General features: G+C 63.2%; 20 protein-coding genes and 2 pseudogenes. 8 read left to right on the top strand and 14 right to left on the bottom strand.

What is annotated here, in order from left to right; all coding sequences use genetic code 11:
* Positions 1–570 precede the first annotated feature (570 nt).
* The 3 genes and pseudogenes from B9A19_RS15110 to B9A19_RS23470 all read left to right on the top strand — a co-directional run.
* The gene (locus B9A19_RS15110; protein WP_373278026.1) at positions 571–2,649 is read left to right on the top strand and encodes a glycosyl hydrolase family 18 protein; all 2,079 of its coding nucleotides are present in this window, start codon (positions 571–573) and stop codon (positions 2,647–2,649) included.
* A 410-nt stretch (positions 2,650–3,059) separates the two neighbouring features.
* A pseudogene (locus B9A19_RS23350) lies at positions 3,060–4,166 on the top strand (PAS domain-containing protein); the annotation flags it as partial.
* A 381-nt stretch (positions 4,167–4,547) separates the two neighbouring features.
* Positions 4,548–4,763: pseudogene (locus tag B9A19_RS23470) on the top strand (methyl-accepting chemotaxis protein); the annotation flags it as partial.
* 320 nt (positions 4,764–5,083) lie between these two features.
* Here B9A19_RS23470 and B9A19_RS15100 read toward each other — a convergent pair.
* The 3 genes from B9A19_RS15100 to B9A19_RS15090 form a co-directional block, all read right to left on the bottom strand.
* Complete coding sequence (locus B9A19_RS15100) at positions 5,084–5,686, bottom strand: acyl carrier protein phosphodiesterase (RefSeq protein WP_084091683.1); 603 nt, start codon at positions 5,684–5,686, stop codon at positions 5,084–5,086.
* A 42-nt stretch (positions 5,687–5,728) separates the two neighbouring features.
* Positions 5,729–6,211 (bottom strand): NUDIX hydrolase, encoded by a 483-nt coding sequence (locus tag B9A19_RS15095; RefSeq protein ID WP_084091681.1) that lies wholly within the window; start codon positions 6,209–6,211, stop codon positions 5,729–5,731.
* Between the two features lie 210 nt (positions 6,212–6,421).
* Positions 6,422–7,363 carry an AraC family transcriptional regulator gene (locus B9A19_RS15090; protein WP_176216958.1) on the bottom strand — a complete coding sequence of 314 codons (942 nt, stop codon included), beginning with the start codon at positions 7,361–7,363 and terminating at the stop codon, positions 6,422–6,424.
* A 125-nt stretch (positions 7,364–7,488) separates the two neighbouring features.
* Here B9A19_RS15090 and B9A19_RS15085 point away from each other — a divergent pair, with 125 nt between their 5' ends.
* The 3 genes from B9A19_RS15085 to B9A19_RS15070 all read left to right on the top strand — a co-directional run bounded on the left by B9A19_RS15085 (position 7,489) and on the right by B9A19_RS15070 (position 11,914).
* A complete protein-coding gene (locus B9A19_RS15085; protein ID WP_084091679.1) occupies positions 7,489–8,349 on the top strand; it encodes an oxygenase MpaB family protein in 861 nt (286 codons plus the stop codon).
* A gap of 533 nt (positions 8,350–8,882) precedes the next feature.
* The gene (locus tag B9A19_RS22630; protein WP_176216957.1) at positions 8,883–10,493 is read left to right on the top strand and encodes a carbohydrate-binding protein; all 1,611 of its coding nucleotides are present in this window, start codon (positions 8,883–8,885) and stop codon (positions 10,491–10,493) included.
* A 287-nt stretch (positions 10,494–10,780) separates the two neighbouring features.
* The gene (locus B9A19_RS15070; RefSeq protein ID WP_084091675.1) at positions 10,781–11,914 is read left to right on the top strand and encodes an HD-GYP domain-containing protein; all 1,134 of its coding nucleotides are present in this window, start codon (positions 10,781–10,783) and stop codon (positions 11,912–11,914) included.
* Positions 11,915–11,969: 55 nt separating this feature from the next.
* Here the strand turns inward: B9A19_RS15070 and B9A19_RS15065 are convergent, their stop codons facing one another.
* Positions 11,970–12,422: an Hsp20 family protein gene (locus B9A19_RS15065; RefSeq protein WP_084091768.1), complete on the bottom strand. Its 453-nt coding sequence runs from the start codon at positions 12,420–12,422 to the stop codon at positions 11,970–11,972.
* Positions 12,423–12,786: 364 nt separating this feature from the next.
* Here B9A19_RS15065 and B9A19_RS15060 point away from each other — a divergent pair, with 364 nt between their 5' ends.
* Entirely contained in the window at positions 12,787–13,905 is a 1,119-nt protein-coding gene (locus B9A19_RS15060; RefSeq protein ID WP_084091673.1) for an NAD(P)-binding domain-containing protein, read from the top strand.
* On the opposite strand, the gene B9A19_RS15055 is transcribed toward B9A19_RS15060, so the two are convergent.
* Positions 13,906–15,759, bottom strand: coding sequence for a sensor histidine kinase (locus tag B9A19_RS15055; RefSeq protein ID WP_084091671.1), 1,854 nt, complete (start codon positions 15,757–15,759; stop codon positions 13,906–13,908).
* Positions 15,760–15,782: 23 nt separating this feature from the next.
* Here B9A19_RS15055 and B9A19_RS15050 point away from each other — a divergent pair, with 23 nt between their 5' ends.
* Complete coding sequence (locus tag B9A19_RS15050) at positions 15,783–16,394, top strand: response regulator (RefSeq protein WP_084091669.1); 612 nt, start codon at positions 15,783–15,785, stop codon at positions 16,392–16,394.
* A gap of 24 nt (positions 16,395–16,418) precedes the next feature.
* Here B9A19_RS15050 and B9A19_RS15045 read toward each other — a convergent pair whose 3' ends face one another.
* The 9 genes from B9A19_RS15045 to B9A19_RS15005 form a co-directional block, all read right to left on the bottom strand.
* A complete protein-coding gene (locus B9A19_RS15045) occupies positions 16,419–16,949 on the bottom strand; it encodes a hypothetical protein (RefSeq protein ID WP_139798877.1) in 531 nt (176 codons plus the stop codon).
* Positions 16,950–16,975: 26 nt separating this feature from the next.
* On the bottom strand, positions 16,976–17,815 hold the full coding sequence (locus tag B9A19_RS15040) for an HvfC/BufC family peptide modification chaperone (protein ID WP_084091665.1): 840 nt from the start codon (positions 17,813–17,815) through the stop codon (positions 16,976–16,978).
* Entirely contained in the window at positions 17,796–18,746 is a 951-nt protein-coding gene (gene bufB, locus B9A19_RS15035; RefSeq protein ID WP_084091663.1) for an MNIO family bufferin maturase, read from the bottom strand. The genes B9A19_RS15040 and bufB overlap by 20 nt, the downstream gene beginning before the upstream one ends.
* Complete coding sequence (locus B9A19_RS15030) at positions 18,746–19,213, bottom strand: hypothetical protein (protein WP_084091661.1); 468 nt, start codon at positions 19,211–19,213, stop codon at positions 18,746–18,748. The genes bufB and B9A19_RS15030 overlap by 1 nt, the downstream gene beginning before the upstream one ends.
* A gap of 244 nt (positions 19,214–19,457) precedes the next feature.
* Positions 19,458–20,729, bottom strand: coding sequence for a ferritin-like domain-containing protein (locus B9A19_RS15025; RefSeq protein WP_084091659.1), 1,272 nt, complete (start codon positions 20,727–20,729; stop codon positions 19,458–19,460).
* A gap of 485 nt (positions 20,730–21,214) precedes the next feature.
* Positions 21,215–21,754, bottom strand: a complete 540-nt coding sequence (gene pal / locus B9A19_RS15020) for a peptidoglycan-associated lipoprotein Pal (protein WP_084091657.1) — start codon at positions 21,752–21,754, stop codon at positions 21,215–21,217.
* A 22-nt stretch (positions 21,755–21,776) separates the two neighbouring features.
* The gene (locus B9A19_RS15015) at positions 21,777–22,277 is read right to left on the bottom strand and encodes a MarR family winged helix-turn-helix transcriptional regulator (RefSeq protein WP_084091655.1); all 501 of its coding nucleotides are present in this window, start codon (positions 22,275–22,277) and stop codon (positions 21,777–21,779) included.
* Positions 22,278–22,364: 87 nt separating this feature from the next.
* Positions 22,365–22,841 (bottom strand): OmpA family protein, encoded by a 477-nt coding sequence (locus B9A19_RS15010; protein ID WP_084091653.1) that lies wholly within the window; start codon positions 22,839–22,841, stop codon positions 22,365–22,367.
* A gap of 108 nt (positions 22,842–22,949) precedes the next feature.
* Entirely contained in the window at positions 22,950–23,465 is a 516-nt protein-coding gene (locus B9A19_RS15005) for a macro domain-containing protein (protein WP_084091766.1), read from the bottom strand.
* Between the last annotated feature and the right edge of the window lies 1 nt (position 23,466).

The following is a 23,466-nucleotide window of genomic DNA, read 5'->3' as shown; positions in this document are numbered from 1 at the left end:
AGCGCATTGCCGTGCAATCAATAAGACCAATTTATTGAATATTTCTTTCTGATTCTTTTTTAATTCTTTCGTTGTTTGTTTTGTTTTAGACAAATAATAAAATGCTTATGCAATGTTGCAGCGCAAATACGGGTGACTAGCTGTACTTTTCTGAAATTTTTTGTGTAGTTTTTTGTAGAAAACTACAAACCATGAAGCATTATTACGTACAACAGCAGTAGTTTATGTTGCATTGCAATAAATAAAGAACTATTGATTTTCTTGGTTCAAAGGCTGGTTTTTAGGTAATTGTTGCAATGCGTCAATCGAAAATAAGGGGTTTTCTGTAGTCAAAACCGCAAGAAAAAAATGCTGTGCCGCAGCTCACGAAAAAGTAGTGGCCAAGGGTATTGACACAAAAACGGGCTGCGGGCAGAAATGACCCCCATCGTGGCGTGTGACCCCGGCCAACCAGTTGGGGCGTGCAGGAAATACCGCATTGCTTTCGTAATGCTTACTTTCTTGGGCGAGTCGGACGCAACGGTGATGCGTTTGAATTACCACCTAAAAAAGATGATGGACGGAGACCGTATGATGCAATTCAATCGATTTGCTCTGGCCGCGCTGCCCGCAGCGTTGCTGGCAGTCAGCGCCTATGCTGCATACCCGGCTTGGCAAGAAGGCAATACCTACACCGCTGGTACCTACGTGAGCTACAACGGCCACGATTACCAGGCCCTCGTGACCCACACCGCTTATGTTGGTGCTGGCTGGACTCCGTCCTCCACCCCGACCCTGTGGAAGGATCTGGGCGTGAGCAGCGGTTCCACACCGACTGCAACCCCGGCCCCGACAGCCGCCCCGACCGCTACACCGGTTCCGGTCACCAACGCACCGACAGCGACACCGAAGCCGACTGCGGCTCCGACTACCGCTCCGACAGCGACCCCGGCTCCGTCCAGCAGCTGCTACCAAGTGTGGAGCGCCAGCACCTCGTACAACGGCGGCGCGCAAGTGACCTACAACGGTCGCAACTACACCGCCAAGTGGTGGACACAAGGCAACGTGCCGTCGTCCAGCACCGGTGATGGCCAGCCGTGGACCGACAACGGCCCCTGCAACGGCGGTACGCCGACTGCTACCCCGGTTCCGGTCACCAGCACCCCGACCGCTACACCGAAGCCGACTGCTACCCCGGTTCCGGTCACCAGCACCCCGACCGCAACTCCGGTCCCGGGTACTCCGACCGCTACACCGAAGCCGACCGCTACTCCGATCCCGACCACCGGCGTCCCGACTGCTACCCCGACACCGTCGGCTGGCGGCAAGGAACTCGGTTCGTACTTCGCTCAGTGGGGCGTGTATGGCCGTGCATTCGAAGTGGCTGACTTCGTCTCCAACGGCTCCGCCGCCAAGATGACTTATGTCAACTACGCCTTCGGCAACATCTACCAGAAGAACGGTGGTTACGAATGCGGCGCCGGCATCGACAAACTCGAGCAAGGTGCAACCAACCCGAACGCAGCCGACGCCGGTACCGGCGGCGACGCATGGGCTGACTACGGCCGCACTCCGGCTCGCCTGGTCGACCCGAGCAAGCCGTACACATGGGATTCGCCGCTGGCTGGTAACTTCGGTGAACTGAAGGCACTGAAGGGCAAGTTCCCGAACCTGAAGGTCTTCATCTCGCTGGGCGGCTGGACCTGGTCCAAGTGGTTCTCGGCAGCTTCGGCTACCGACGCACTGCGCAAGCAACTGGTTTCGTCGTGCCTGGACATCTATATCAAGGGCAACCTGCCTTCGTATAGCGGCCGTGGCGGTGCAGGTTCGCTGGCCGGCGTGTTTGATGGCGTGGACATCGACTGGGAATTCCCGGGCGGTGGCGGTCAGCCGTACAACACCTTCAGCGCAGCCGACAAGCAAAACTTCACGCTGCTGATGAAGGAATTCCGCACGCAGCTGAACGCGCTGGGTGCTGCCAACGGTAACAAGCACTACTACCTGACCGCAGCCCTGTCGGCAGGCAAGGACAAGATCGACAATACCGAGCCGGTCAACTACGCTCAGTACTTCGACTTCGTCAACCTGATGACGTACGACTTCCACGGTGGTTGGGAATACACCAGCACGTCCTACATGGACGCTGCAGGCGAAAACCACGCCAATGCTGCTGCGAAGACCGACTTCCACTCGAACCTGTATGTGGACCCGAACGGCCCGAACTATCTGGATCCGAAGACCGGCCAGCGCGGTGTTGCTTCGTACTACAACATCGACGACGCTGTGAAGAACCTGGTTGCTGCAGGTCTGCCGGCCAGCAAGATCTCGCTGGGCGTGCCGTTCTACGGCCGTGGCTGGACCGGTGTACCGAATGTGAACAACGGCCTGTATCAACAAGCCACCACACCGGCACACGGCACCTATGAAAACGGTATCGAAGACTTCAAGGTCCTGAAGAACGCCGCTGGTACGATCTACGTCCACCCGGTGACCAAGCAGTCGTGGAAGTTCGACGGCAGCACCTTCTGGTCGTACGACACGCCGGAAGTCATCCAGACCAAGATCGACTACACCAAGGCCAACGGTCTGGGCGGTATGTTCAGCTGGTCGCTCGACGGTGACGACAGCACTGCTACCCTGATGACTGCGCTGAGCAAGATCCGCCAGTAATCAAACCGTAGTTCGCAGTACTGAAACCTCCCGGTTCGCCGGGAGGTTTTTTTTCGTCCCGGCGCCCGACGGGCCCGCGGCATCACATCCCCGGCAGTGCAGGCCATCCCCGGGTTCTGCCGCTGACGCTGCGACCTTCCCTGGCCTTGTGCCGCGTTTTTCCCGCGCTGTCGCAAGGGCGCCCGCACCATTTGCCCGTGCCATGAATGACCCCAGATCCGGCATTTTCGTGTGCAACCGCCTCCAGATCGCAGCGTCACCCCGCAGGCCTCATGGTGTTGGCATATTCGCTGGCGATCCTGAGACCGGTTCATATAATCAAGTGAATCAGCGCCGCGACAGACTGTTGTTGGCGCCGTGTGGGCCATGCTGCCTGGGTGCGTGGCGGGGTTTTTCTGCAGGGGAAATCTATGCTGGCCAATCTGTTCGGGGGGCGTGGCGCTGCCGATATCGTGAGCGCACTCAATGCGGCCCAGGCGGTGATCCAGTTCCGGGTGGATGGCACCATCGACGAGGCCAACGACATCTTTCTGCGCCTGATGGGTTATCAGCTCAGCGAGATACGCGGCCAGCACCACCGGATTTTTGTTGACCCAAAGGAAGCGGCCAGCGCCGAATATGCGCGCTTCTGGGACAAGCTGCGCCAGGGCGAGGCACAGACGGCGCGTTTTCGCCGCATCGCCAAGGACGGTCACGACGTGTGGATACAGGCGTCCTATGTGCCCATCATGGCCGGTGGCAAGGTCAGCCGGGTGATCAAGTTTGCCTCGGATGTGACCGAGGACGTGCTGCGCAACGCGGACTACGCCTCGCAGATTGCCGCCATCCGCCGCGCACAGGCGGTGATCGAGTTCAGCCCCGACGGCACCATCATCGATGCCAACGACAATTTCCTGCAGCTGATGGGGTATACGCTGGCCGAGGTGAAAGGCCAGCACCATCGCCTGTTTGTCGACCCGCGCGAATCCGGCAGCCCCGAATACCAGCAATTCTGGGACAGGCTGCGCCGTGGCGAATACCAGACCTCGGAATACTGCCGGCTGGCCAAGGGCAAGAAGCAGGTGTGGATACACGCCACCTATAACCCCATCCGCACGCCGGACGGACAGGTGATCAAGGTGGTGAAATACGCCAGCGACATCACCCGCGAAGTGCAGCAGCGCGAGCAGGCGCGGCTGATGTCACTGGTGGTGGACGGCACCGACAGCGCGGCGCTGGTCACCGATGCGCAAGGGGTGGTCGTGTTTGCCAACCGGGGCTATGCGCACATGTCCGGCTACAGCATTGCCGAAACACTGGGCACGCGGCTGGGAGATGCGCTGCAGGGGCCGGCTACCGATGCGGAAGTATTCCGGCGCTTCAAGCAGGCGCTGGATAACCACCAACCCTTTTTCGACGAGCTGCTGTTCTATGGCAAGGGCGGCAAGCACTACTGGGTCTCGGTCAGCCTCAACGCGGTGACCGACGCGAGCGGCAAGGTCATCAACCACATCTGCGTGCAGACCGACATCTCGCAGACCAAGGAGCGGGCGGTCGAATACACCAAGCGCCTCGACGCCATCGGCCTGCACAATGGCGTGGGTGAGTTCGACACCTCCGGCAAGCTGGTTGATGCCAACGACTACATCATCAAGCACCTGGGGTATCGCAGCCTGCCCGATCTGTTGCAACGCACGCGCACCTTGCAGCAGATCGTTGGCGAGCAGGGCTATCAGCAGTTGCTGCGCGGCGAGCAGGTGGTGGGCGAGTACATCTTGCTGGGCGCCAACGAGGAACAACACCATTTCAACGGCTCGCTCAGCCCCATCCCGGACGGCGAGGGCGGCATCCGTTGCGTGGCCGCCTATGGGGCCGATGTCAGCGCCAAGGTCGAGGCCCAGCGCGTGACCAACGAGGAAATGACCGAGGTGCTGGGGTCTACCGACCAGATCAAGCACATCATCGAGGTGATCAACCAGATTGCTTCACAAACCAACCTGCTGGCGCTCAACGCCGCCATCGAGGCTGCGCGGGCCGGCGAGGTGGGGCGGGGTTTTGCCGTGGTGGCCGATGAAGTGCGCAAGCTGGCCGAGCAATCAGCCGGCTCGGCCGAGAAAATCAGCCATCTGGTGGGCGACACCCGCTTGCGGGTGGAAAACCTGGCCGATTCGCTGCGCAAGCTCAGCAGTGTCAACGGCTAGGGCCTGTTAACACTTATTTCACGCTTGCGTTCGGGGTAGTTCGGGATGGAGCGCAAGGCGCAGAACGCGCCGCGGTACGGGTACCGCAAGCGGTTTGCAACGCAGCGAACCGCCCGAAATCCCCCGAACCCGCAGGGCTGGGCCGCAAAGAGGCCATCTACGGCGTTACGCGCCTTGGCAATAACCGGTTATTGCCTGCGTTGCGTGCCTTGTAGCTGACCTTTTTGCAGCCCAGCGCAAGCGCGAAATAAGTGTTAACAGGCCCTAGCTTCGCTGCCGGCGCGCGTGTACGCCACAAAATCCTGCAGCTGTGGGAAGAAACCGGCAAAACCATCGGCCAGTGCGATGTGGTGGGTCTGCAGCCCGGCAATGCCATCGGTGAGCAGGTGGCCGTTCTTCGACAGCCGCGTGGCGATGCGGCGCAGCGCGGTATCCACGCCGGCAAACTCGCGGTAGGAGCCCAGCCAGTCTTCGCCGATCAGCCATGGCAACATCTGCTGCAGGCGCTCGGGCAGAATATCGCGGTGGCGCTCCAGCGTGGCGTAAAAGCGTGCGATGAAGGCGTCCAGCGGCACGTCGCTATAGCTGGCCCAGTTACTGGCCAGCACGTGGTCATAGAACACATCGAGCAGGATGCCGGCAAAGCGCCGCTCTGGCCCGGCAAACATCGCCTTGCCGGCCAGCACCAGCGGGTGGCTGTCGGTAAATTCGTCCACCTGCCGGTGCAGCACGATGTCGCGCGCGATTTCGGGCGGATAGCTGTGGGTATCGGCGATCTTGACGAAATCGCCCAGCAACGCGCCCAGCATGGCCTCGTCGCTGTGTTGGGCCAGCAGGATGTGGGCAAGGTAGTTCATGCGGCTACGATAGCACCCGTACCACTGCTTGTCTGCGGCGGCTCAGGTGCCAGGCGCATCCCGGTTGACGATGTGCTGGAAGCGGTCATCGCCCGACAGCAGGATGTCGTACAGGCAGCCGGGTAGCACCACCAGTTGCGCAAGTTGCTGGCGCGTGAACCAGGCGAACTCCAGCCGCAGGTGGCCCTCGCGCCCCTCCAGCATGCCCGTGCCCGGCTGCAACTGTGCGGGATCGGCCGGCTGGGCGAGGAAGTACAGCCCCAGCTCATGATTGGGCTGGCTCTGGTATTCAAAGAAATTTTCCACCAGACAGCGCAGCGGGCCGGCGGTGACGGCGATGCCCAGTTCCTCGAGCATCTCGCGCTCGACCGTGTGAGCCGCATCCTCTCCGGCCTCGACCCGTCCGCCCGGCAAGGTCCAGAAATCATCCCCTTCGACACGGTGCAGCAGCACCATGCCGTCGCGCTCGATGATGGCGGCGGCGCGGCAGTTGAAACGGTGCTGGTCGATCTGGAAGCTGAGCATGGCGTGGCCTCGGTGGTGGGGCCGCGATTTTATGCGCAGGTACGCTGCTTTGTACAAATGGCAGACAACCCCATGGCGGGGCTGTCGTAGCTACTCATCTGGATGGAGGAATGGCGTTGCCAGCAAAGCCAGTTGCTGCAGGCAAGGCACACCGGGCGCAGGCAGCGCGCCCGGTGTGCCGGTGTATTGCTGGCAGCAGGGTGGAGCGGTCTACAGCGGCCGCACCGGAATGCACAGTTGGCAGCGGAATACCCCGCTCGCCGCATCGAACGCCGCGTGCGGCTCGAACTGCTCAAAGCACGGGCGGTCGTCGCATTGCAGCCCGCTGCCGGGCAGCCAGTCGCGCAGCAGCCACGTCCACGCGGCGGGGATTTCGCTCAGCGGGCCGGCGAACTCGGCCACCGCATAGCGCCCGCCGGGCAGCGTGGTGATGTTGCCGCTGGGCGTAACGCCGTCGGGCAGCGCCACGCAAGCGTCATAGCGGCATTTGGCCGCCGGTGTCACATCCGGCGCATCGTGGCCGATGCCGTAGCAGGTTTGCCGCTCCAGCCCGTGCGATTGCAGCCACGGGGTAACGCGCTGTTGCCAGAAGGCAGTAATGGCCGGGCCGTAGGGGCCGATGTGGCGCTGGTAGGCCACGCGCACCGGCTTGAGGTTGCTCAGTTGGACTTGCATATCGGAAGGCTCCGCAGTGTGTTGGTCAGCGCAGCCATGATGCGCTGGTGGCCATTGCGGGGCCTGATCGTCATTGCGGGCGGCCTGATCAGGATTGCGCTTTGCTGCTTCGCGCCGCACGGCGGCTGCAGCGCGCCATGCGGTGGGCGTGCTGCCGAAGTGCAGCTTGAACGCGCGCGCAAACGCCTCGCCCGAGCCAAAGCCGCAGGCCAGTGCTACAGACAGCACATTCAGCTCGGGCTGGCAGCTCAGCAAGAAGGTGCCGCGCTCCAGCCGGCGGCGGCGCAGATAGTCGCCCAGCGTTTCGCCCATCCAGGCTGCAAACAGCCGGTGAAAGTGAAAGCGCGAGAAATGCGCTACATCCGCCAGTTGTGCCAGATCGATCGGCTCGGCCAGATGCTGGTCGATGTGATCGAGCACGCGGTTGAAGCGGCGTGCGTACTCTTGACGGGCGAGGGGGCTGTTGGGGTCGGACACGATGGCAACGAGGGCTGTTGGGCGGGCGCAGCCACGATAGGCGATGGCGGCCCGCGCCGGCAAGTGCCGCGTGAGCCGGCTTCTGCTACGCTGCGGCCATTGGTTTACGCGGGGGTGGCCGCAGCATGCTGCGACGGTATTTGTTTGAGCAGATTCGTTCGGTCACGCGTAATGGTGCGCCGGCGGTGGATTTTTCAGTGCCGGCGGGCGACCCCGGCCTGTTCGGGCCGGATGCGGTGTGCTGGCGCATCCATCAGGACTTCACCGCCATGATGATAGGCGGCGTGGCAGCGCTGATGCTGCAGGCGCTGCATCCGCGTGCGCTGGCCGGGGTGTGGGACCACTCCAACTTCCGCGAAGACCTCAAAGGCCGGCTGGGCCGTACCTCCTTCTTCATCAGCTGCACCACCTATGGCGGCACCGCGCTGGCCGAGCAGACCATCGCCCACGTGCGGCACATCCACACCCGCGTGCGCGGCGTGGCGCCGGACGGCAGCGCCTATTCGGCCGAAGACGGCGACCTGCTGACCTGGGTGCACGCCAGCGAGGTATCCAGCTTTCTGCAAGCCTATCTCACTCATGTCGACCCGCGCCTGAGCGGGGCCGAGCAAGACCGTTACTACGCCGAAATGGCACAGGTCGCCATCAAGCTGGGCGCCACTGATGTGCCGACCAACCGCGCTGCCATGGCCGCATATCTGGCCGCGCAGCGCGGGCAACTGTTGGCATCGGAGCGCACGCACGAGGTCATCCGCGTGCTCAACAGTTTTACCCCGCGCAGCGCCAGCCAGGTCTTCATCCAGGCGGCCTATCAACTGCTGCCACCATGGGCGGCCGAGCTGCTGCAGGCGCCACGCCTGGGGGTATTGCAGCAGCTGGCCTTGCAGGCAGCCCTGAAAACCGCTGGTGCCGGTGCACGCTGGGCGCTGGCCCCGTATGGTGTGGCCGCCATTGCCCGGCAGCGGGCGCTGGCGGTGCCGGCTTGAGGGTGCTGCGCTGAGGCCGCTGTATCCCGTAGTTAAATGGATATAACGCCCCCCTTTTGCGGGGTGGTGGCGGGTTTTGCGTCACGAGCAAGACTGCAGGTGTGCGCGCCGCATCAAGCGGTGTGGATGGATGGCTCATCCGTACTGATCGGTATGGTTAATATGCATCAATCCGGCGCGCTGGACGTCTGGTCCGCTCGCTGCAGCGACGCGGCAATTTTTTAAGTCTGTTGTCAGCCATTGGTGGCCTCTGGTCCGCCGGCTTGGGCGTGCCAGACAGCCGGGATCGAACTGTTTTACGGCCTTTACTGCTGCCAGCTGCGGCCCCTTCGGCATCTCGTCTGGTAAGAATAAGTACGCACCAGCACCTGTCCCGGCGCGGGCGGGCAAAGCGCTGACGCACGGGCAATACCCGCACCATGCCGCCGCGCTTGCCGCTGCAATTATTCCCTGCTGCCACCTTTACCTGCCGGCACATGTCTTTACCATGACAAATACGCTGCGTGGCAGCCTAACGTCAGGGAAGGATGTGCATGTTCACATTACAAAAAGCCGCAGCCCGCTGCGCGGGCCTGATGGCCGGCTTGTTGCTCGCCGCTTCGGCACTGGCCGCACCCGCTGAATGGACAGAGGGCGCCAGCTACGGCATCGATAGCGTGGTGCAGTATCAGGGGCACGAATACAAGGCACGAGTCAGCCACACCGCATATGTTGGCGCAGGCTGGAACCCGGCCGCCGTGCCGGCACTCTGGCAACGGGTAGACACGGCCGTGGTTGACGGCGTGACGCCGCCGGCCAGCACGCGTGTGACCCGCAAACCCACTGCAACCCCCAGGCCGACCGTCACGCCCAAGCCGACTGCGACACCGAAGCCGACTGCAACACCAAGGCCAACGGCAACCCCTCGGCCTACCGCAACACCACGTCCTACTGCGACACCCAAGCCCACCGCGGTGCCGACTCCGCTGCCTACATTGCCGCCAACGCTGGCCCCAACCGTAGCGCCTACCGCCATCCCGACCAGCACCCCGGTGCCGACGGCGCCACCGACGGCCATCCCCACGCTGCCGCCCACCGCAACACCCACGCCGACGGTCACGCCGACGCCGGTAGCTGCCGGCGGCGCGTACCGGCATGGCGATCTGGTCACCCTGCCGGGCAACTATGGCAGCAACAATGTCAGCAAAACTTTCCTGGGTGGTGCAGGCGGTCCGATCGAGACCGTGGCCGACGGGGTGCTGATGCCCAGCGGTAACGGCTGGACCTTCAACAAGCTGGGCGGGCCGACCTCGGTGCGCATCGACCCGGTGCGCGGCAAGGTGCTCTATACCCCGGAGGACAGCCAGAACTACAACGCCACCCGTCGCTTCGATGTGGGCTTCCCCATCCCCGAGCAGCGCTACATCTACAAGGCGCACTGGGTGCGCAACGTGCTGTTGCTGGATGGCCAGCCTTATACCAAGAGCTACCAGTGGAAGCACGAGCGCATCAACTGGGAAGACTCGGTGAGCGACGGTGCATGCGAAATCAAGGTGCACAACTGGCAGGGCATGGACGTACTGACCATCATCAACCGCTCGGCCACCAATGGCAGCACCTACTGGGGTGGCAAGGCCGCCGACACCAATGGTGACTGGGCGCTGCTGGAAATGCTGGTGTTCACCGGTACGCAGGGCCAGGCCGATGGCAAGCTGATTACCCGCGTACACAAGAACGGCCACACCTACATCAGCCAGAACAAGCAGCCGGAAACCATCTACGCCGACCCGACGCTGCGCCTGCGCTACTTTGTCGAGCAGAACTACTTCGGCAATTTCGGCCAGATCGAAGATGGTGTGGACAATGCACTGCCCAAGCCGCAAGTGCGCGAGCTGTATTCAGATGACAGCCGCGTGCTGGTCGGCAATGACGGCGAAGCTGGCTGGAAGCGGGTAGAGCTGCGCGATAGTGTCGACCTGCAGGGCGCCAGCGTGCGCGAGCTGCAGGACTGGACGAGCTGGAACGGCGATATCCAGGTCAAGCTCAATACCGGCGGCCTGTCCAAGGGGTCACACAGCCTGTATCTGGTGGTGATTGATGGCGTGGATGCCAATGGCTGGGATCACGTGGTCAGTGCCACGCCGGTGCAGGTGACGGTGGACTAGGCGCTACTGGCAGGGCGGCATGGCCGCCCGCGCAATGCACAAATGGTCGGGGCATCCGGCCGTTTGTCATGCGGCAGCATGGGCTGGACCGCCTATGTGCACACGGCAGGCCAGGTGTGAATGCTGGCAGCTGGGTAAACGCCGGATGACGGCTAATATGGAGTCAGGGTGACGGCGCCCGCAAGACTGGTGCCGCCGCACCAACACTGATCTGGCGCAAGGTTGCTTGTATCAGCAGACGCTAACATGCATCCATGAAGCGATGTGATGAAATGAACGGAAGCGGAATGTCCATCCCGCCCGGCGACGACGTGTACCACACGCTCGGGCCCAGCGCGCGCAGCCTGACCGAGCGTGTCGAGGCCGTGCACGCGGTGATTGCGCTGCGCTACCCGCAAGTGCACCGGGTGGCGATGGCGATTTACGACCCGCCCAGCGACATGCTCAAGACCTTTGCCAGCAGCAACCGCAACGGTCAGGCACTGATCGCCTATGAGGCACGTCTGCACGATGTGCCCTCGCTGCTGCAGCTGGCCAGCCTGCGGCAAACGCGGCTGGTGCGCGATGTGGCGCACACCTTCAATGACAGTGACAGCACCCACACACAATGGCTGCGCGAGCAGGGCTATCGCGCCAGCTATACCATTCCGGTGTACCAGGGGACGGAGCTGGCGGCTTTCCTGTTTTTCGATTCCACCGAGCCGGACGGTTTCGACAGCGAGGTGACGCGCTTTCTCGACGTGTTTGCCGACCTGATCGCCCAGCTCTATCTGCTACAGCTGCGCACGGTGCGCGGCCTGATCGGCACCGTGCATGTGGCCAGCGGCCTCGCTCGCATCCGCGATGTGGAAACCGGCCAGCATCTGGAGCGCATGGCCGCCTATGCGCGGCTGATGGGGCGGGCCTTGGCGCCGCGCCACGGCTTGCCGGACGAATTCATCGAGTACCTGCATCTGTTTGCGCCGTTGCACGATATCGGCAAGGTGGGCATCCCGGATCGGGTCTTGCTCAAGCCCGGCCCGCTGGATGACGAGGAGTGGGCCATCATGCGCCGGCATGTCGAGATCGGAGAAACGCTGATCGAGCAAATGGTGGACAGCCTGGGCCTGACCGACGGACTTGCCCTGCAGGTGATGCGCAACGTGGTGGCCGGCCATCACGAGCGCGGCGACGGCTCGGGCTATCCGCGTGGCCTGACCATGGCGCAGATACCGCTCGAGGCGCGCATCGTTGCGGTGGCCGATGTATACGATGCGCTGAGCAATCGCCGCCCCTATAAACACGCGTGGCGCGAGGCCGACGTGGCTGCCGAGCTGCAGCAGGAAGTCTGTGCTGGCCGGCTGGATGGCGAGTGCGTGGCCGCTTTGCTGGCCGACGAGGTAGAGCGCAGGCAGATCGCCGTGCGCTTTGCCGACCAATGACGTGAAAAAGCCGGGCCACAGGCCCGGCTTTTTGCTGGCAGTGCGCTATGCCGTATCAGGCCGCTTGCTGCAGCAGTTGCACCGTCGGCTCGTTGCCGATGATGATCTTGCGCGGCTTCAGTGCCTCAGGCACTTCGCGCTTGAGCTCAATGTTGAGCAGGCCGTTTTCCAGGCTGGCGCCCACCACGCGCACATGGTCGGCCAGGCGGAAGCTGTGCTCGAAATCGCGTGCGGCAATGCCGTTGTGCAGATAGGTCGGGCGCTTGTCGCCGCGTTGCTTGCGGCCGCTGACCTTCAGCACTTCGTTGGCCACTTCCAGATCCAGCTCGGCACGGTTGAAACCGGCCACCGCCATGGTGATGCGGTATTCGTCCTCGGTCACCAGCTCGATGTTGTACGGCGGATAGCTTGGTGCCTGCTCGGCACGCAGCGCTTCGTCAAACAGATGGGCAATGCGGTCAAAGCCGATGGCGGAACGGTAGATGGGGGCAAAATCAAAACTACGCATGGTCATATCCTCTTCATTTCACAAGCAATATGGGTTCGCGGGCCTCAACGTGAGCACCCGCCGGGAAGCTGCCTTTGTTGGCCCATGCCACAAACAAACAGCTTCTGGGGGGAAGATAGGGGGCCATGCAGGGCTTTCAACACAGGCGGTATGTGTAAATTTTTGCGCTTGAAACTGGCTGGGCCGGACATATATGCCTTTGTTTATTCAGAACTTGTTGCTGGGCCCTCAGTGCCGCTTCCCTGAGGGTGCGGTCTGCATGCCACTGAACGTAGCCCGGCAAGTTACGCAATTTCGCGTATTCATCTGCCATGCCCGGCTTCCTAGAATTTGCCCCGATGACAACACGATACTAGGGGGCACTATGTGGGGCGATCTATGGCGGGTGGTGGTGGCGTTGTGTGACTGGCGGGGCTGGCTGCGCATGCTCACCGGGCAACCATTGCTGGATGTGGTGTTCATCAGCAACTTGCGTGATGAGGCTGAACGCCAGCGCTTTTTTGGCCGCCGCCGCCCGCGCAGTGGCCACGCCAACGGCGCGCGCGTTTACCTGAATGGCGTGGCGGGGCGCATCCGTGGCATTGATGTGACGGCCGAAGAAATGCTCACCAAGGAGGGCCGCCGGCTGGCGCAGGCGCACTTCATCGCTGCGTGCGAATGGGCCGAGCGCAAGGGCGCCAGGGTGGTATTGCTGGCGGCCTCGACCAAGCGGCTTTTCGGCCGCGATGGCGCGCAGCTCAAGGCGCGTTTTCCCAACCTGCATTTCACCATCGGTGACAATGGCACGGCGCAAATGCTGTGGGCCGATGTCTGCCGTGGCCTGCAATCGGCCGGGCTGTCACAGCGTGGCCGGGTGCTGGTGGTCGGCCCCTACGGCATCCTGGGCGAGTGCATGACGCGCCAGCTGGTTCACGCCGGCTATGAGGTGGTCGGCTACGGCGGCAACGCCAGCGCGCTGGCGGAGACCGCGCTCAAATACCGCATTGCCGTGAATACCGACGTCGCCGCTGTCGGCAAGGTGGATGCCGTAGTGGCCTGCACGCACAGCAGTGCCGCCAAACTCAATGCCGATGGCGTGGCCAGCCTGCGCCGGCTGGGACGAAAACTGTTGGTGATCGATGTGGCCGAACCGGCCAATCTGGATGTCGACGTGTATGCCGAGGTGCAGCGCGATGTGATCCGCCAGGATGCCGGCAATGCCTTCAGTCGCCGGCTGCACTATGTGCTGGGCCCGCTGTCCTGGCGCATGCTGATGCTGTCACGCGGCGTCGTATTCGGTTGCTTTGCCGAAGCAATGGCGCTCTACCATGCCATCTACCTGCAGCGGCAGGGCGCACTGCGCCAGGTAGACTGGTTCGTGGTGGACGATGTGCGCATGGCCCGCGTTGCCAATGCGTTTGCCGAGGCCGGGTTTGCGCTGCCGGCACCGCGTTGCTTCGGTCAGGCCGTGGACGATTTTGACCTGCGGCTGGTGCAGGCCTGATCAACCGAGCCACACGCTGAAGCAGCTGCCACGGCCGGGGCGGGAGCGCAGCTGCAAGGTGTAGCCGGCCTGCTGGCACAGGGTCTGCACGATATGCAGCCCCAGCCCGTGGCCTTGCCGTTCTGCAGCAAGCTGGCCGCTCTGCGTGAACGGTGCCAGCAGCCGCTGCTGCAGGTGCGCGCTGATGCCGGGGCCGGTATCGAACACCTGCAGCACCAGCATGCCGCGCCGCTTGCGCACTGCCAGCAATACGCCGCCGCGCTCGGTATAGCGCACGGCATTGCCCAGCAGGTTATCAATGATGCGTTCCAGCAGCACACGTGACGCCAGCATTTGTGCGTCACACGGCCGGTAGCGCAGCTGCAGCCCCTTGGCCGCCGCCTGGGCATGGTAACGCTGCAGGCTGGCGATCAGCAGGTCCTCCAGCATGAGCTGCTGGGCATGCAGCGCATAGCCCTGCCTTGCGTCGCTGATCAGCTCGCGCAGCAGGCTCTCCGTATGGCTGAGTGATTGGTCAAGGTGGCGCGAGATGTCCTCCGCTGCGCTGTGCTGGCGCAATGCCGCCAAGCCGTAACGCAGCGCAGCCAACGGTTGGGACAGATCATGCCCGGCAGCTGCCAGTTGCAGCTGCTGTTGCTGGGCCTGCTCCAGCAGGCGTGTCTTGTCGGCCTCGACCTGCGCCAGTTGCTCGGCCTCACGCAAGCGCGCCTGCAAGTGTTTCTCATGGCTGCGCTGCAGCATCTGCACCTGATGGATCAGTGCCGCACCAAAGAACAGCGCTTCCAGCAGATAGCCCAGTTTGGGATAGAGGAACGGATCGCCCCCCACTACGCCCAGCACGGCCAGCCCGAACAACAGGTTCACGCACAGCGTGACGCACAGCGCCCCGGCCAGAAACAGCCCGGCCACAGCCTGGCGCGCACGCCAGCCTTGCCAGCCCGCCAGCAACGGCAAGGGGATGTAGCACAGCGACACCAGCACCAGCGGCCACAACGGCCCGCCCGAGGCACGTACCAGCATGCTCAGCACCGCCCCTGCCGCCAGCACGCCATAGGCCGCAAACAGGCGCGGCTGCTGGCGGCGCAGATCGAACAGGCTGACCGTGAAGGCCGCGTGGCCCAGATAGGCCAGCCCCTGCAGCGCGATCGGGGCAAACTGGTTCCAGCGGCCCTGCGCGGGCCACAACCAGGCAAACAGATAGCCCTCGATCTGCAGTATGAATGCCATCACCAGCGCCACCATCACGGCGTAATAGGCATAGGCCTGCTGCTGACTCAGCAAGTACTGCGTGGCTGCCAGGCCCAACATCACCAGCAGCATGCCCAGCACCAGCCCGTTCAGCAGGTCGCCGTGGCCCAGGGTGGTGCGGAAGCTGGCCTCGTCGGTCAGCTGCGCTTGCAAGGGGGTATCGCCATGCACCCGGTAATGCAGGTAGAGCGTGCTGTCGCCGGCAGGCAATTGTAGCGGGATCGCCAGCTGTCTTGCCGCCAGCGGGCGTGCCGCATATGGGGCTGCATACGGCAGACTGAGCCGCTGCTGCAGGCCAGTGCGGTCAAGCTGATACACATCGAGCATTTCCAGATCCGGCACGCCCAGTGCCAGCACCCGTGACTGTGGCAGCGCTTGCGGGTTGGCGATACGGATGCGCAGCCAGCGCGCACTGTCGGGCGTTGGCCGGTGCCGTGCCAGTGGATGAAAGCGGGCATCGGCGGCCAGCACGGCATCCAGCGTGGCGGCCCCGCCCGCCGGGCCGGCATAGTCATCCAGCGCGGCGATGTGCACCGCAGCGGCCCCTGCCGGCAGGGCGGTCAGGGTCAGCAGCAGGACAAGCAGAAAACGCAGTAGGATGTGCATGCTCTCATCAGGAATCAGGCTGTATGCGCTTCATCATTGCCGATGATCACGCGATTTTTCGCACCGGGCTCAAGTTGTTGCTTGGGCAGTTGCCCGGCTGGCAACTGCAGGCCGAAGCCGGCGATGCCGCCAGCCTCAAGGCGCTGCTGCAACAGCACGAGGCCGATGTGCTGATCATGGATTATCACATGCCCGGTGATGACAGCATGGCGGTACTGGGCTACCTCAAGCAGCGCCACCCTGGCCTGCGCGTGCTGATGTTGACCGCTGCCCAGTCGGGCGGGCTGCTGCAGCAATTGCTGGATCAGGGGGCTGACGGACTGGCACTGAAGGACGAAGCGCCCGAAGTCATGCTCGACGCCGCCCGCAGCGTCGCTGCCGGCCGCCGCTACCTGTCGCCGCTGGCGCGCGAGCGGCTGCAGGATGCCGGCATCGAGCTCACCGCGCGCGAATCACAGCTGCTGCAACTAATCTGCGCTGGCCAGAGCAGTGTGGAAATCGCCGAGCGGCTGGCATTGTCTGCCCGCACCGTGGACAAACACCGCGAGCACATCTTCCGCAAACTGGACGTGAACAACGTGGCACAACTGCTTAACAAGGCGCGCTTGCTGGGCTTGCTGGATGCGCGGTTATGACATGGCAAGCTCGTTTGGACGGCATCAGGTACTGGCGTCGAGCGGCGATGCAAATTGTTCGGGATGCCGACGCACAAAGGCCATGATGGTCTTGAGCCTGATCCGGGTATCGCTGGTTGCGTTGGGTTCGGCGCCATAGGCACGGGCACAGACGTCTTCCAGTTGGGCGAAATAGGCTTCCTCGTTGCCGCGGTCCATGTGGGACCATGCGTCGCAGACGCGGGCCAGTGCGTGGGCTTCATCTTCCAGCCCCAGAGTGCGGTAGCTATCGACGATGCATTGCATTTGCTCCGCCCCTTCGTTGCTGACTGCGAGCCAGCCGCTGAAGTTGCAGTGACGCTCGAATTCCAGCACTGCCAGCAGCGGTGCATAGCCTGGCGGCAGGTCGCTACTCGCAGGATGGAGATCGGCCAGTAGTGTCGAGAAGAGGAAGTCTTCCAGCACATCATCGTCATCAATGGTCCAGAACTGGAGCGCGCGTGCAACGTCGGGTGGCAGGTCAGCCAGCGGCGAACTGTGGTCGTAACGGAATTCGCGGCCGAGCAGGGTACTCATGATCCGGTCGGGCGTATGCAGTGTGGTCATCGGCAGCTGGTTGTATACGGTTGATTGATGACCAGAAACCCCGCCTGCACCCAGGCCAACAGCCACTGCTGCACCGTGGCGTGGCCAGCGGGGCCGAGCTGGTCCAGCGTGTGGCGCACCGCAAGCTGGAAGGGCTGGCCGGGCTGCAGTAGCGCAATGCGCTGCAGCAGCTCGTATTGCAGTGGCCGCAGCGAGAAAATGCCGCTGCGGTAGTGGCTGCGCACCAGCGCCACGCAGACGGGGGCCGGGTCGGGGTGGTCGGGGTCTTGCTCGTCGGCCACTTGCTGGTAATAGTGGTTGACCGGAAAACGATACTGACGCAGCAGCAGCGCCGGTTGCAGGCGCAGCGCGGGGTTGGCGAGGTCGTCTACGCTGGCGTAGCCGCTGCCCTCGGCGCCGGGGGCGTCGAACAGCGTGTAGAGCGACCATTCGAAATCGGCCAGTTCGATCATGAAATCGATCCAGTCTTCCGGCGCGTCGGCATCGGGGCGGTTGCGGCGCAAATAGTCGGCAAAACCGGCCCCCAGATGCGCCAGCGTGGGGCTGCTGGAGGGCTGTTCGCGCAGGTAGTCGGCGGCAAAATCACGGAACAGTGCCGGCCCCAGCGCGTGGTTGAGTGCCTTGAACTGGCCTTGCATGCACTGCAGCAGCCGTGCCAGATAGGCTCGCTGGTAAATGGCCAGATGCTCGGCAGCCGGCAAGCGCGGGCCAGGCGCAATATGGCGGGCAATCTGTGCCTCACGCCCCCGGTTATCGCTGCTCATCAAGACCTGCTGCATGAAGTGCTGCAGCTCGGTCAGCGCGGCCGGTGCTGCTTCAGAGCACGGGCTGGGCATGACGCGGCTCCGTGGTGTGGGTGGCGGCGTCCTGCAGCACCGGGGCAATCAGGAAATCGACCGGGGTGGAGATGGCCTCGTGGCGGGCGGCCGGGCGGGCTGCGTCGGCCGGAATGTCCTCGTGCAGATAGCGGCGTGCCTTGTGCAGCTCGGCCAGGCAGGCGTCGAAATCGGGGATGTCGGCATCCCACTCCAGCAGCACGCCCGGTTGCGGGCTGCGCGCCCACACTTGGCGGAACAGTTCCCACACCGGCGCGGCCACCGGCCGGTCGTGCGTGTCGATGATGTGGGTGCCGCAGTGCTGGTGGCCGGCCAGATGCAGTTGCGCAATGGCGTGCCAGGGCAGGGTGGCCAGATAGTCTTGCGGGTCTTGCCCGGCGTTGAAGCAGCTCACATAGCAGTTGTTCACGTCGAACAGCAGCTGGCAGCCGGTCTGCGCCACCAGCTCGGCCAGAAAGGCCGGCTCGCTCCAGGTCGAGGCGGCGTAGCGCAGATAGGTGCTGGGGTTCTCCAGTAGCAGCGGGCGCTGCAGCACATCCTGCACCGTGCGCACGCGCGCGGCGACGTGGGCCAGCGTTTCATCGGTAAGCGGCAGCGGCAGCAGGTCGTGCGTGTTGTGGCCGTGCACGCCGGTCCAGCACAGGTGGTCACTGATCCAGCGCGGCTTGATCTCGTCGGCCAGCACCTTGAGCGCGCGCAGGTAAGCCATGTCGAGCGGGTCACTGCTGCCGATGGACAGCGACACGCCGTGCATGGCCAGCGGATAGCGCTCGGCCACCTGCCGCAGCACATGGCGTGGCCGCCCGTGCGAGAACATGAAGTTCTCGGAAATGATTTCAAACCAGTCCACCTCGGGCTGGTGCTGCAGGATGTGCTCGACGTGCACATGGCGCAGCCCCAGGCCGAGTTGTGGCAATGCAGTGCCCGGCATCAGATGCAGCTGCCCCCGCCGCTCATGCCGCTGGCGCCGCAGGCGGTGTAATCGGCATTGACGTTGGCCTTCAGCCATTCGGTGGTCGGGCCGGTGGGCGATGGCGACGGATGCACCTGACGCTTGGCGGCCTTCATGCGTTCCTCGAAGCGCTGGCGTGCACGTACCCACACGCTCTTGCCCTGATTGGGTCCGTCGGTGGAGAAGCGCTCGGCATTGATCGGCACCGCGCACGAGCCCAGCCAGGCGCACGGGTTGTCGCCGGGGTGGTCCTGCTCTTCGCCGGTGCCATACAGGCCGCAGCCGCCCTGGTTGCGGCAGTTGTTGAGGGTGTGGCAGGAGTGCGCTGCCGCCGTGGCACAGCTGCCGCTGCCGGCGCATTCGTTGCTGCCCAGCCGGTCATGCCCCTTGCAGGCGTTCAGGCCCATGCAGGCATGCAGTTCAAGCGGTGTGGTGGTATTGGTCATGATCGATCTCGCAATGGTGGGCGGGGTGTTTCAGCGCCAGCCTTGTTCAGTGTCAGATTTCCGGGAAGGTGTGGGTACCGCTGACGAGCAATAGCGAGGCTCCCTCGCGGCGGCGAGGGCGGGGGGTGTGGAATCGAACAAGGAGCACCGTGCTGCCACTTGCCGATATCCGTGCGAACCCGGCTTGGCCGGGTTCCTGGTGCCGTTTCGCCATCACTATCGGTGCCTTGGGCATTGGAGGTGCTCAGAATCGGACGATGCCATCCGGTGGAATGTTCACATCCGGCAGATCCTGAATGCGGCCGAGGATGTTGCTATCGAGGTTCAGGCTGGCCGGTACCGCCTGGCACAGCGCGATCAGCTCTTGTTTGGCGGTGGCCAGACTGTCGAACGCGTAGTTCTCGAAGGTCGGCGCCAGCGCCACGCTGTTGCCGGCCGCGTCGGTACAGGTGTTGTAGCGCATGCCGCCGATGATCTTGTCGAGGATGAAGATCATGCCCTTGTGCATGCCGATGTAGAAAATCGATTCCTGCGCATCGCCCGCGGTGCGATAGGCGGTTTCGGTCAGCAGGAACAGGTAGGAATAAACCGCATTGGCCAGCGTCACCAGCGGCAGTACCTCCGCCGGGTAGCCAGCGCTGGTCGGGTTGCTCGGGAAGGGCAGGATGAACTGGCCGAGGTCGTCCGCGCTGAAGGCGGCGATTTCCTTGCGCAGCGCGGCGTATTTGTACCAGTGCGAGACTTCGTTGTTCTCCGGGTCGTCGCGTTTGTGCGCAGGGTCGTGCGTATAGCCTTCACCTTCCAGCATGATGGAATGGATGGCGCGGCGCGCATCGTCCTTGCAGCGGATGCGCATCAGTTTGCCGCTGTCGCGGTTGTTTGGATATTGCGCCTGCGATGCGCCGCGCTCCACCGGGTTGAACGGGTTCTCCGGCTGCTTGATGTAGTAGCCATCCTTGGGGTAGACCGTATCGACGTTGTTGGCCGAGTAATAGCCGCGATGCGCCGCCAGTTGATCGTCGGCGTAGTGGTAATCCTCGTCGCTGGTTTCCTCGATCAGGCCGAGGATGTAGCGATAGAACTGGCCGATCGAGGTCCAGTTGTCGCCTTGCGGCGGCGAGCCGGGTTGCTCGGGTTCCTCGATGCCCATGAACAGGTCGAGCTGCCCGGCCGTCAGCGCGGTCAGTCCCACGCTGAAACCGGCCTTGTGGTGCGGCAAATTGGTCGGGTACGCCCCCGGCGAGCGGCAATAAAGCTTGGGCTGGCCGCCCAGCGCGCGCAGCACGTTGCAGCTCAGCGACATGTGCAGCATTTCCTCCACCGCCACACTCATCAGCAAGCCACCCGCCTTGTTGGCAAAGGTGGCGATCTGCTGCCCGTTGGGCAGGCTGTCGGTGTGCTGCGGCTGGCGCTGGATCGAGTAATAGGTGTACAGGTAGATCGGAATCGTCGACAGCTCGATCTCGATGGCAGTCTGCAGATGGGTGTACAGCGCCTGGCGAAGTTCTGGACTCATGAGCGGGTTCCGGCGTTGGGAGGGGCGAGGCCGGGCGCTGTGCCTGCAGGCGGCAGCGGCCGGATGATGACATTGCCATTCAGCTTCCAACGCATACTAGGACAGGGTTTTTGCAATTGCACTGTCGTTTTAAACGGTGTGTGCTGGCTGCAACAGCCGTGTCGGCATTCAGCTTGTATCAACCCGGCGGCAATGGCATATGCAAGCTATTGGCGGAAATGGGCGAGATACGCTCGTCGCAGGCGGTCATTCTGACAACCAAGGAGCTGCTTCTGCCTGGCCCTTGTGAGATAAGGCCAATTCCATTTATGAAGATGCATTTGGCGTGCCGCATTGTGTGCACGGGCCTGCCATGGGGGCGATACCGGTGGCGAGCCGCGCAGAGCCGCTCTTGGTCATGCAGCGCCTTTCAGCGCGCTGTTTGTTCTTTGCGCAAAACAGCATTCAACCGGGCGCCCATGAGTGCCCGGTTGTCCTGCAAGGCGTTACTGCGCGACTTCGCCGCTGTACACCAGTTGTGCACGGCGGTTGCGCGCCCAGGCTGCCTCATCATGCCCGGCATCCAGCGGCTTTTCTTCGCCAAAGCTCACCGTTTCCAGCTGCTTGTCGGCAATCCCCTGGGCATTGAGGACTTCACGCACGGCATTGGCACGCTTTTGTCCCAGCGCCAGGTTGTACTCGGCGCTGCCGCGTTCATCGGCATGCCCCTGAATGACCAGCCGCGCTGCAGGATGGGTGGCCAGATACTGGGCATGTGCGGCCAACAGGTCGCGGTAGTCGCTTTTTACGACGAAGGCGTCGTAGTCGAACTGCACCAGCCGCTGGGACAACAGGCTTTTCGGGTCGTGCAGCGGGTCGGTGCCGGTGTTGTTTACCGGCTGGGTCTTGGTCAGGTCCACGCTGGCAACCTTGTCGCCGCTATCTTGCTTGTTGCTGTTGGCAACGGGCGGGTTTGCCGGTTGCTGTTGGGTAGCACAGGCGCCAAGGATCAGGGTGACCAACAGGGCAGGGGCGAGGTACTTCATTGGATGCTCTCCACGAACGGGGTTAGATGTCGGACAGGGGAATGTTCGCTGCCTCGGCCTCCAGGTCGTCCATCACCGCCAGCAGCGCCTCCAGATTGGCGTGCAGCGCACGCAGCGTATCGGGCTCCATTCGCGCCAGCGCATTGGGCAGAATGCCCTGCACCGGGCCGGGGGCATCGCTGAGCATGCGCTCGCCCAGTCCGGATACCACCAGCGTGGTCACGCGCTGATCCTCGCTGGATTTCTGGCGTGAAATTGCCCCGATGCTCACCAGTTTTTCCACCAGGTTGCTGGCGGTGGATTGATGCACCGTCATGGCCCGGGCCAAGTCGGACACGCGCAGGCAGGGGTTGTCCTTGATGCAGGACAGCGCCCACAGTTGCGCGCCACTCAGCCCGCTGTATTCGCGGATATGGTCGAAATGGCGGCGAATCGACTTGAAGATGATGCGGAACTGCTTGAGCACCTCAAGGTCGGGAGACAGTGGCCGGGAAGCAGGCGGATGGGGTGTGGCAGACGACATGGTAGTGATCCGGAATGGCGTGGAAGCGTGATGCTGCGCGGCGTCTGTCACGTTACACCCCGCTTCCGGCGATCCGGCCGGGGCAGATCAGGGCTTGAACGTAATGGTGGCGACGTCGCGCGACTCGATTGTACTGTAGCGAACCATGATCTTGCCGGGACGCACCCCGGCGTGAGCCAACGCTCTCTTGACGGCGAATGCACGTGACAGCGCGAGTTTCTTGTTGAATTTGCCATTCACTTGCGCCGAACCGAGTACTTCGACTTTTTTAGCCTGCCTGGCTTGCTCGACCAGGTCGGTGATTTTCGCGCTGGCAGCATCGTCCAGCTTGTCGCTACCGGTGGCAAATGCCACGACATTGGGTTCGTCGGCTTGCACAACGGGCGCAGGGGTCGGCGCGACCGACGTGCTGGTTGTGGCAGCCGCCGGAGCCGCAGCTGGGGCAGGGCGAGCCTGTGCTGGTGCCGGGGTGGGCTGGACCGCGGCGGCAGGGTGTTGCCCGGTCTGGGCGCACGCGGCGAGCATGGTCGCCAGCAGCAGGGAAATGGGGATGGAACGGTGCATCGGAACTCCTCGGGGATCGGGCGGAAGGCGAATCGGAGTCTATATTTGCAAAAATGTTTATGCAAATGTATTGATTTCGATACAGCGTCTGCTGTCGTTGCTGCCGGACTATCCGGGGTGTGATGTTTCCGGCAAGGCGCGGGCGCTGCTCCGCCGGTATCGCACGACACGCACGCTGGCCTCGCAGCGGGTGTCGCTCACCGTCTCCAGCATCCATGCCAGCGCCCTGGCCTGCTGCACGCCACCGGTACCGCCGCCGATGACGGGAAAGGCCACCGAGGCATATTGCTCACGCCGCACGATATCCAGCGCGCTGCGCACCGACTGGCGGATGGAATATTCGCTGGCCCGCCACAGCATGTTGATGCCCGCCACATGGATGATGCCGCGATACGGCAAGCGGCCGGCACCGGTCAGCACCGCACCACCCAGCGGGATCGGGCCATGCCGGCCCAGTTCGATGAAAGGGCGATAGCCGCCACGGCGCTTGATCGCCCCCGATACCCCCTGTGGCAACAACAGCCACCAGGGGATGATGTTGCGGTTCCAGGCGTTGACAATGACGTCGACCGGCTGATCGAGCAGATCGCCGTCCACGACCTCGATGGTGGGGTGCGGGAGCATG

Source organism: Andreprevotia lacus DSM 23236 (assembly GCF_900176275.1).
Taxonomy (GTDB): Bacteria; Pseudomonadota; Gammaproteobacteria; order Burkholderiales; family Chitinibacteraceae; genus Andreprevotia; species Andreprevotia lacus.
Note: the sequence above shows the minus strand (reverse complement) of the source record. Positions and strands in the feature narration are given on the sequence as shown.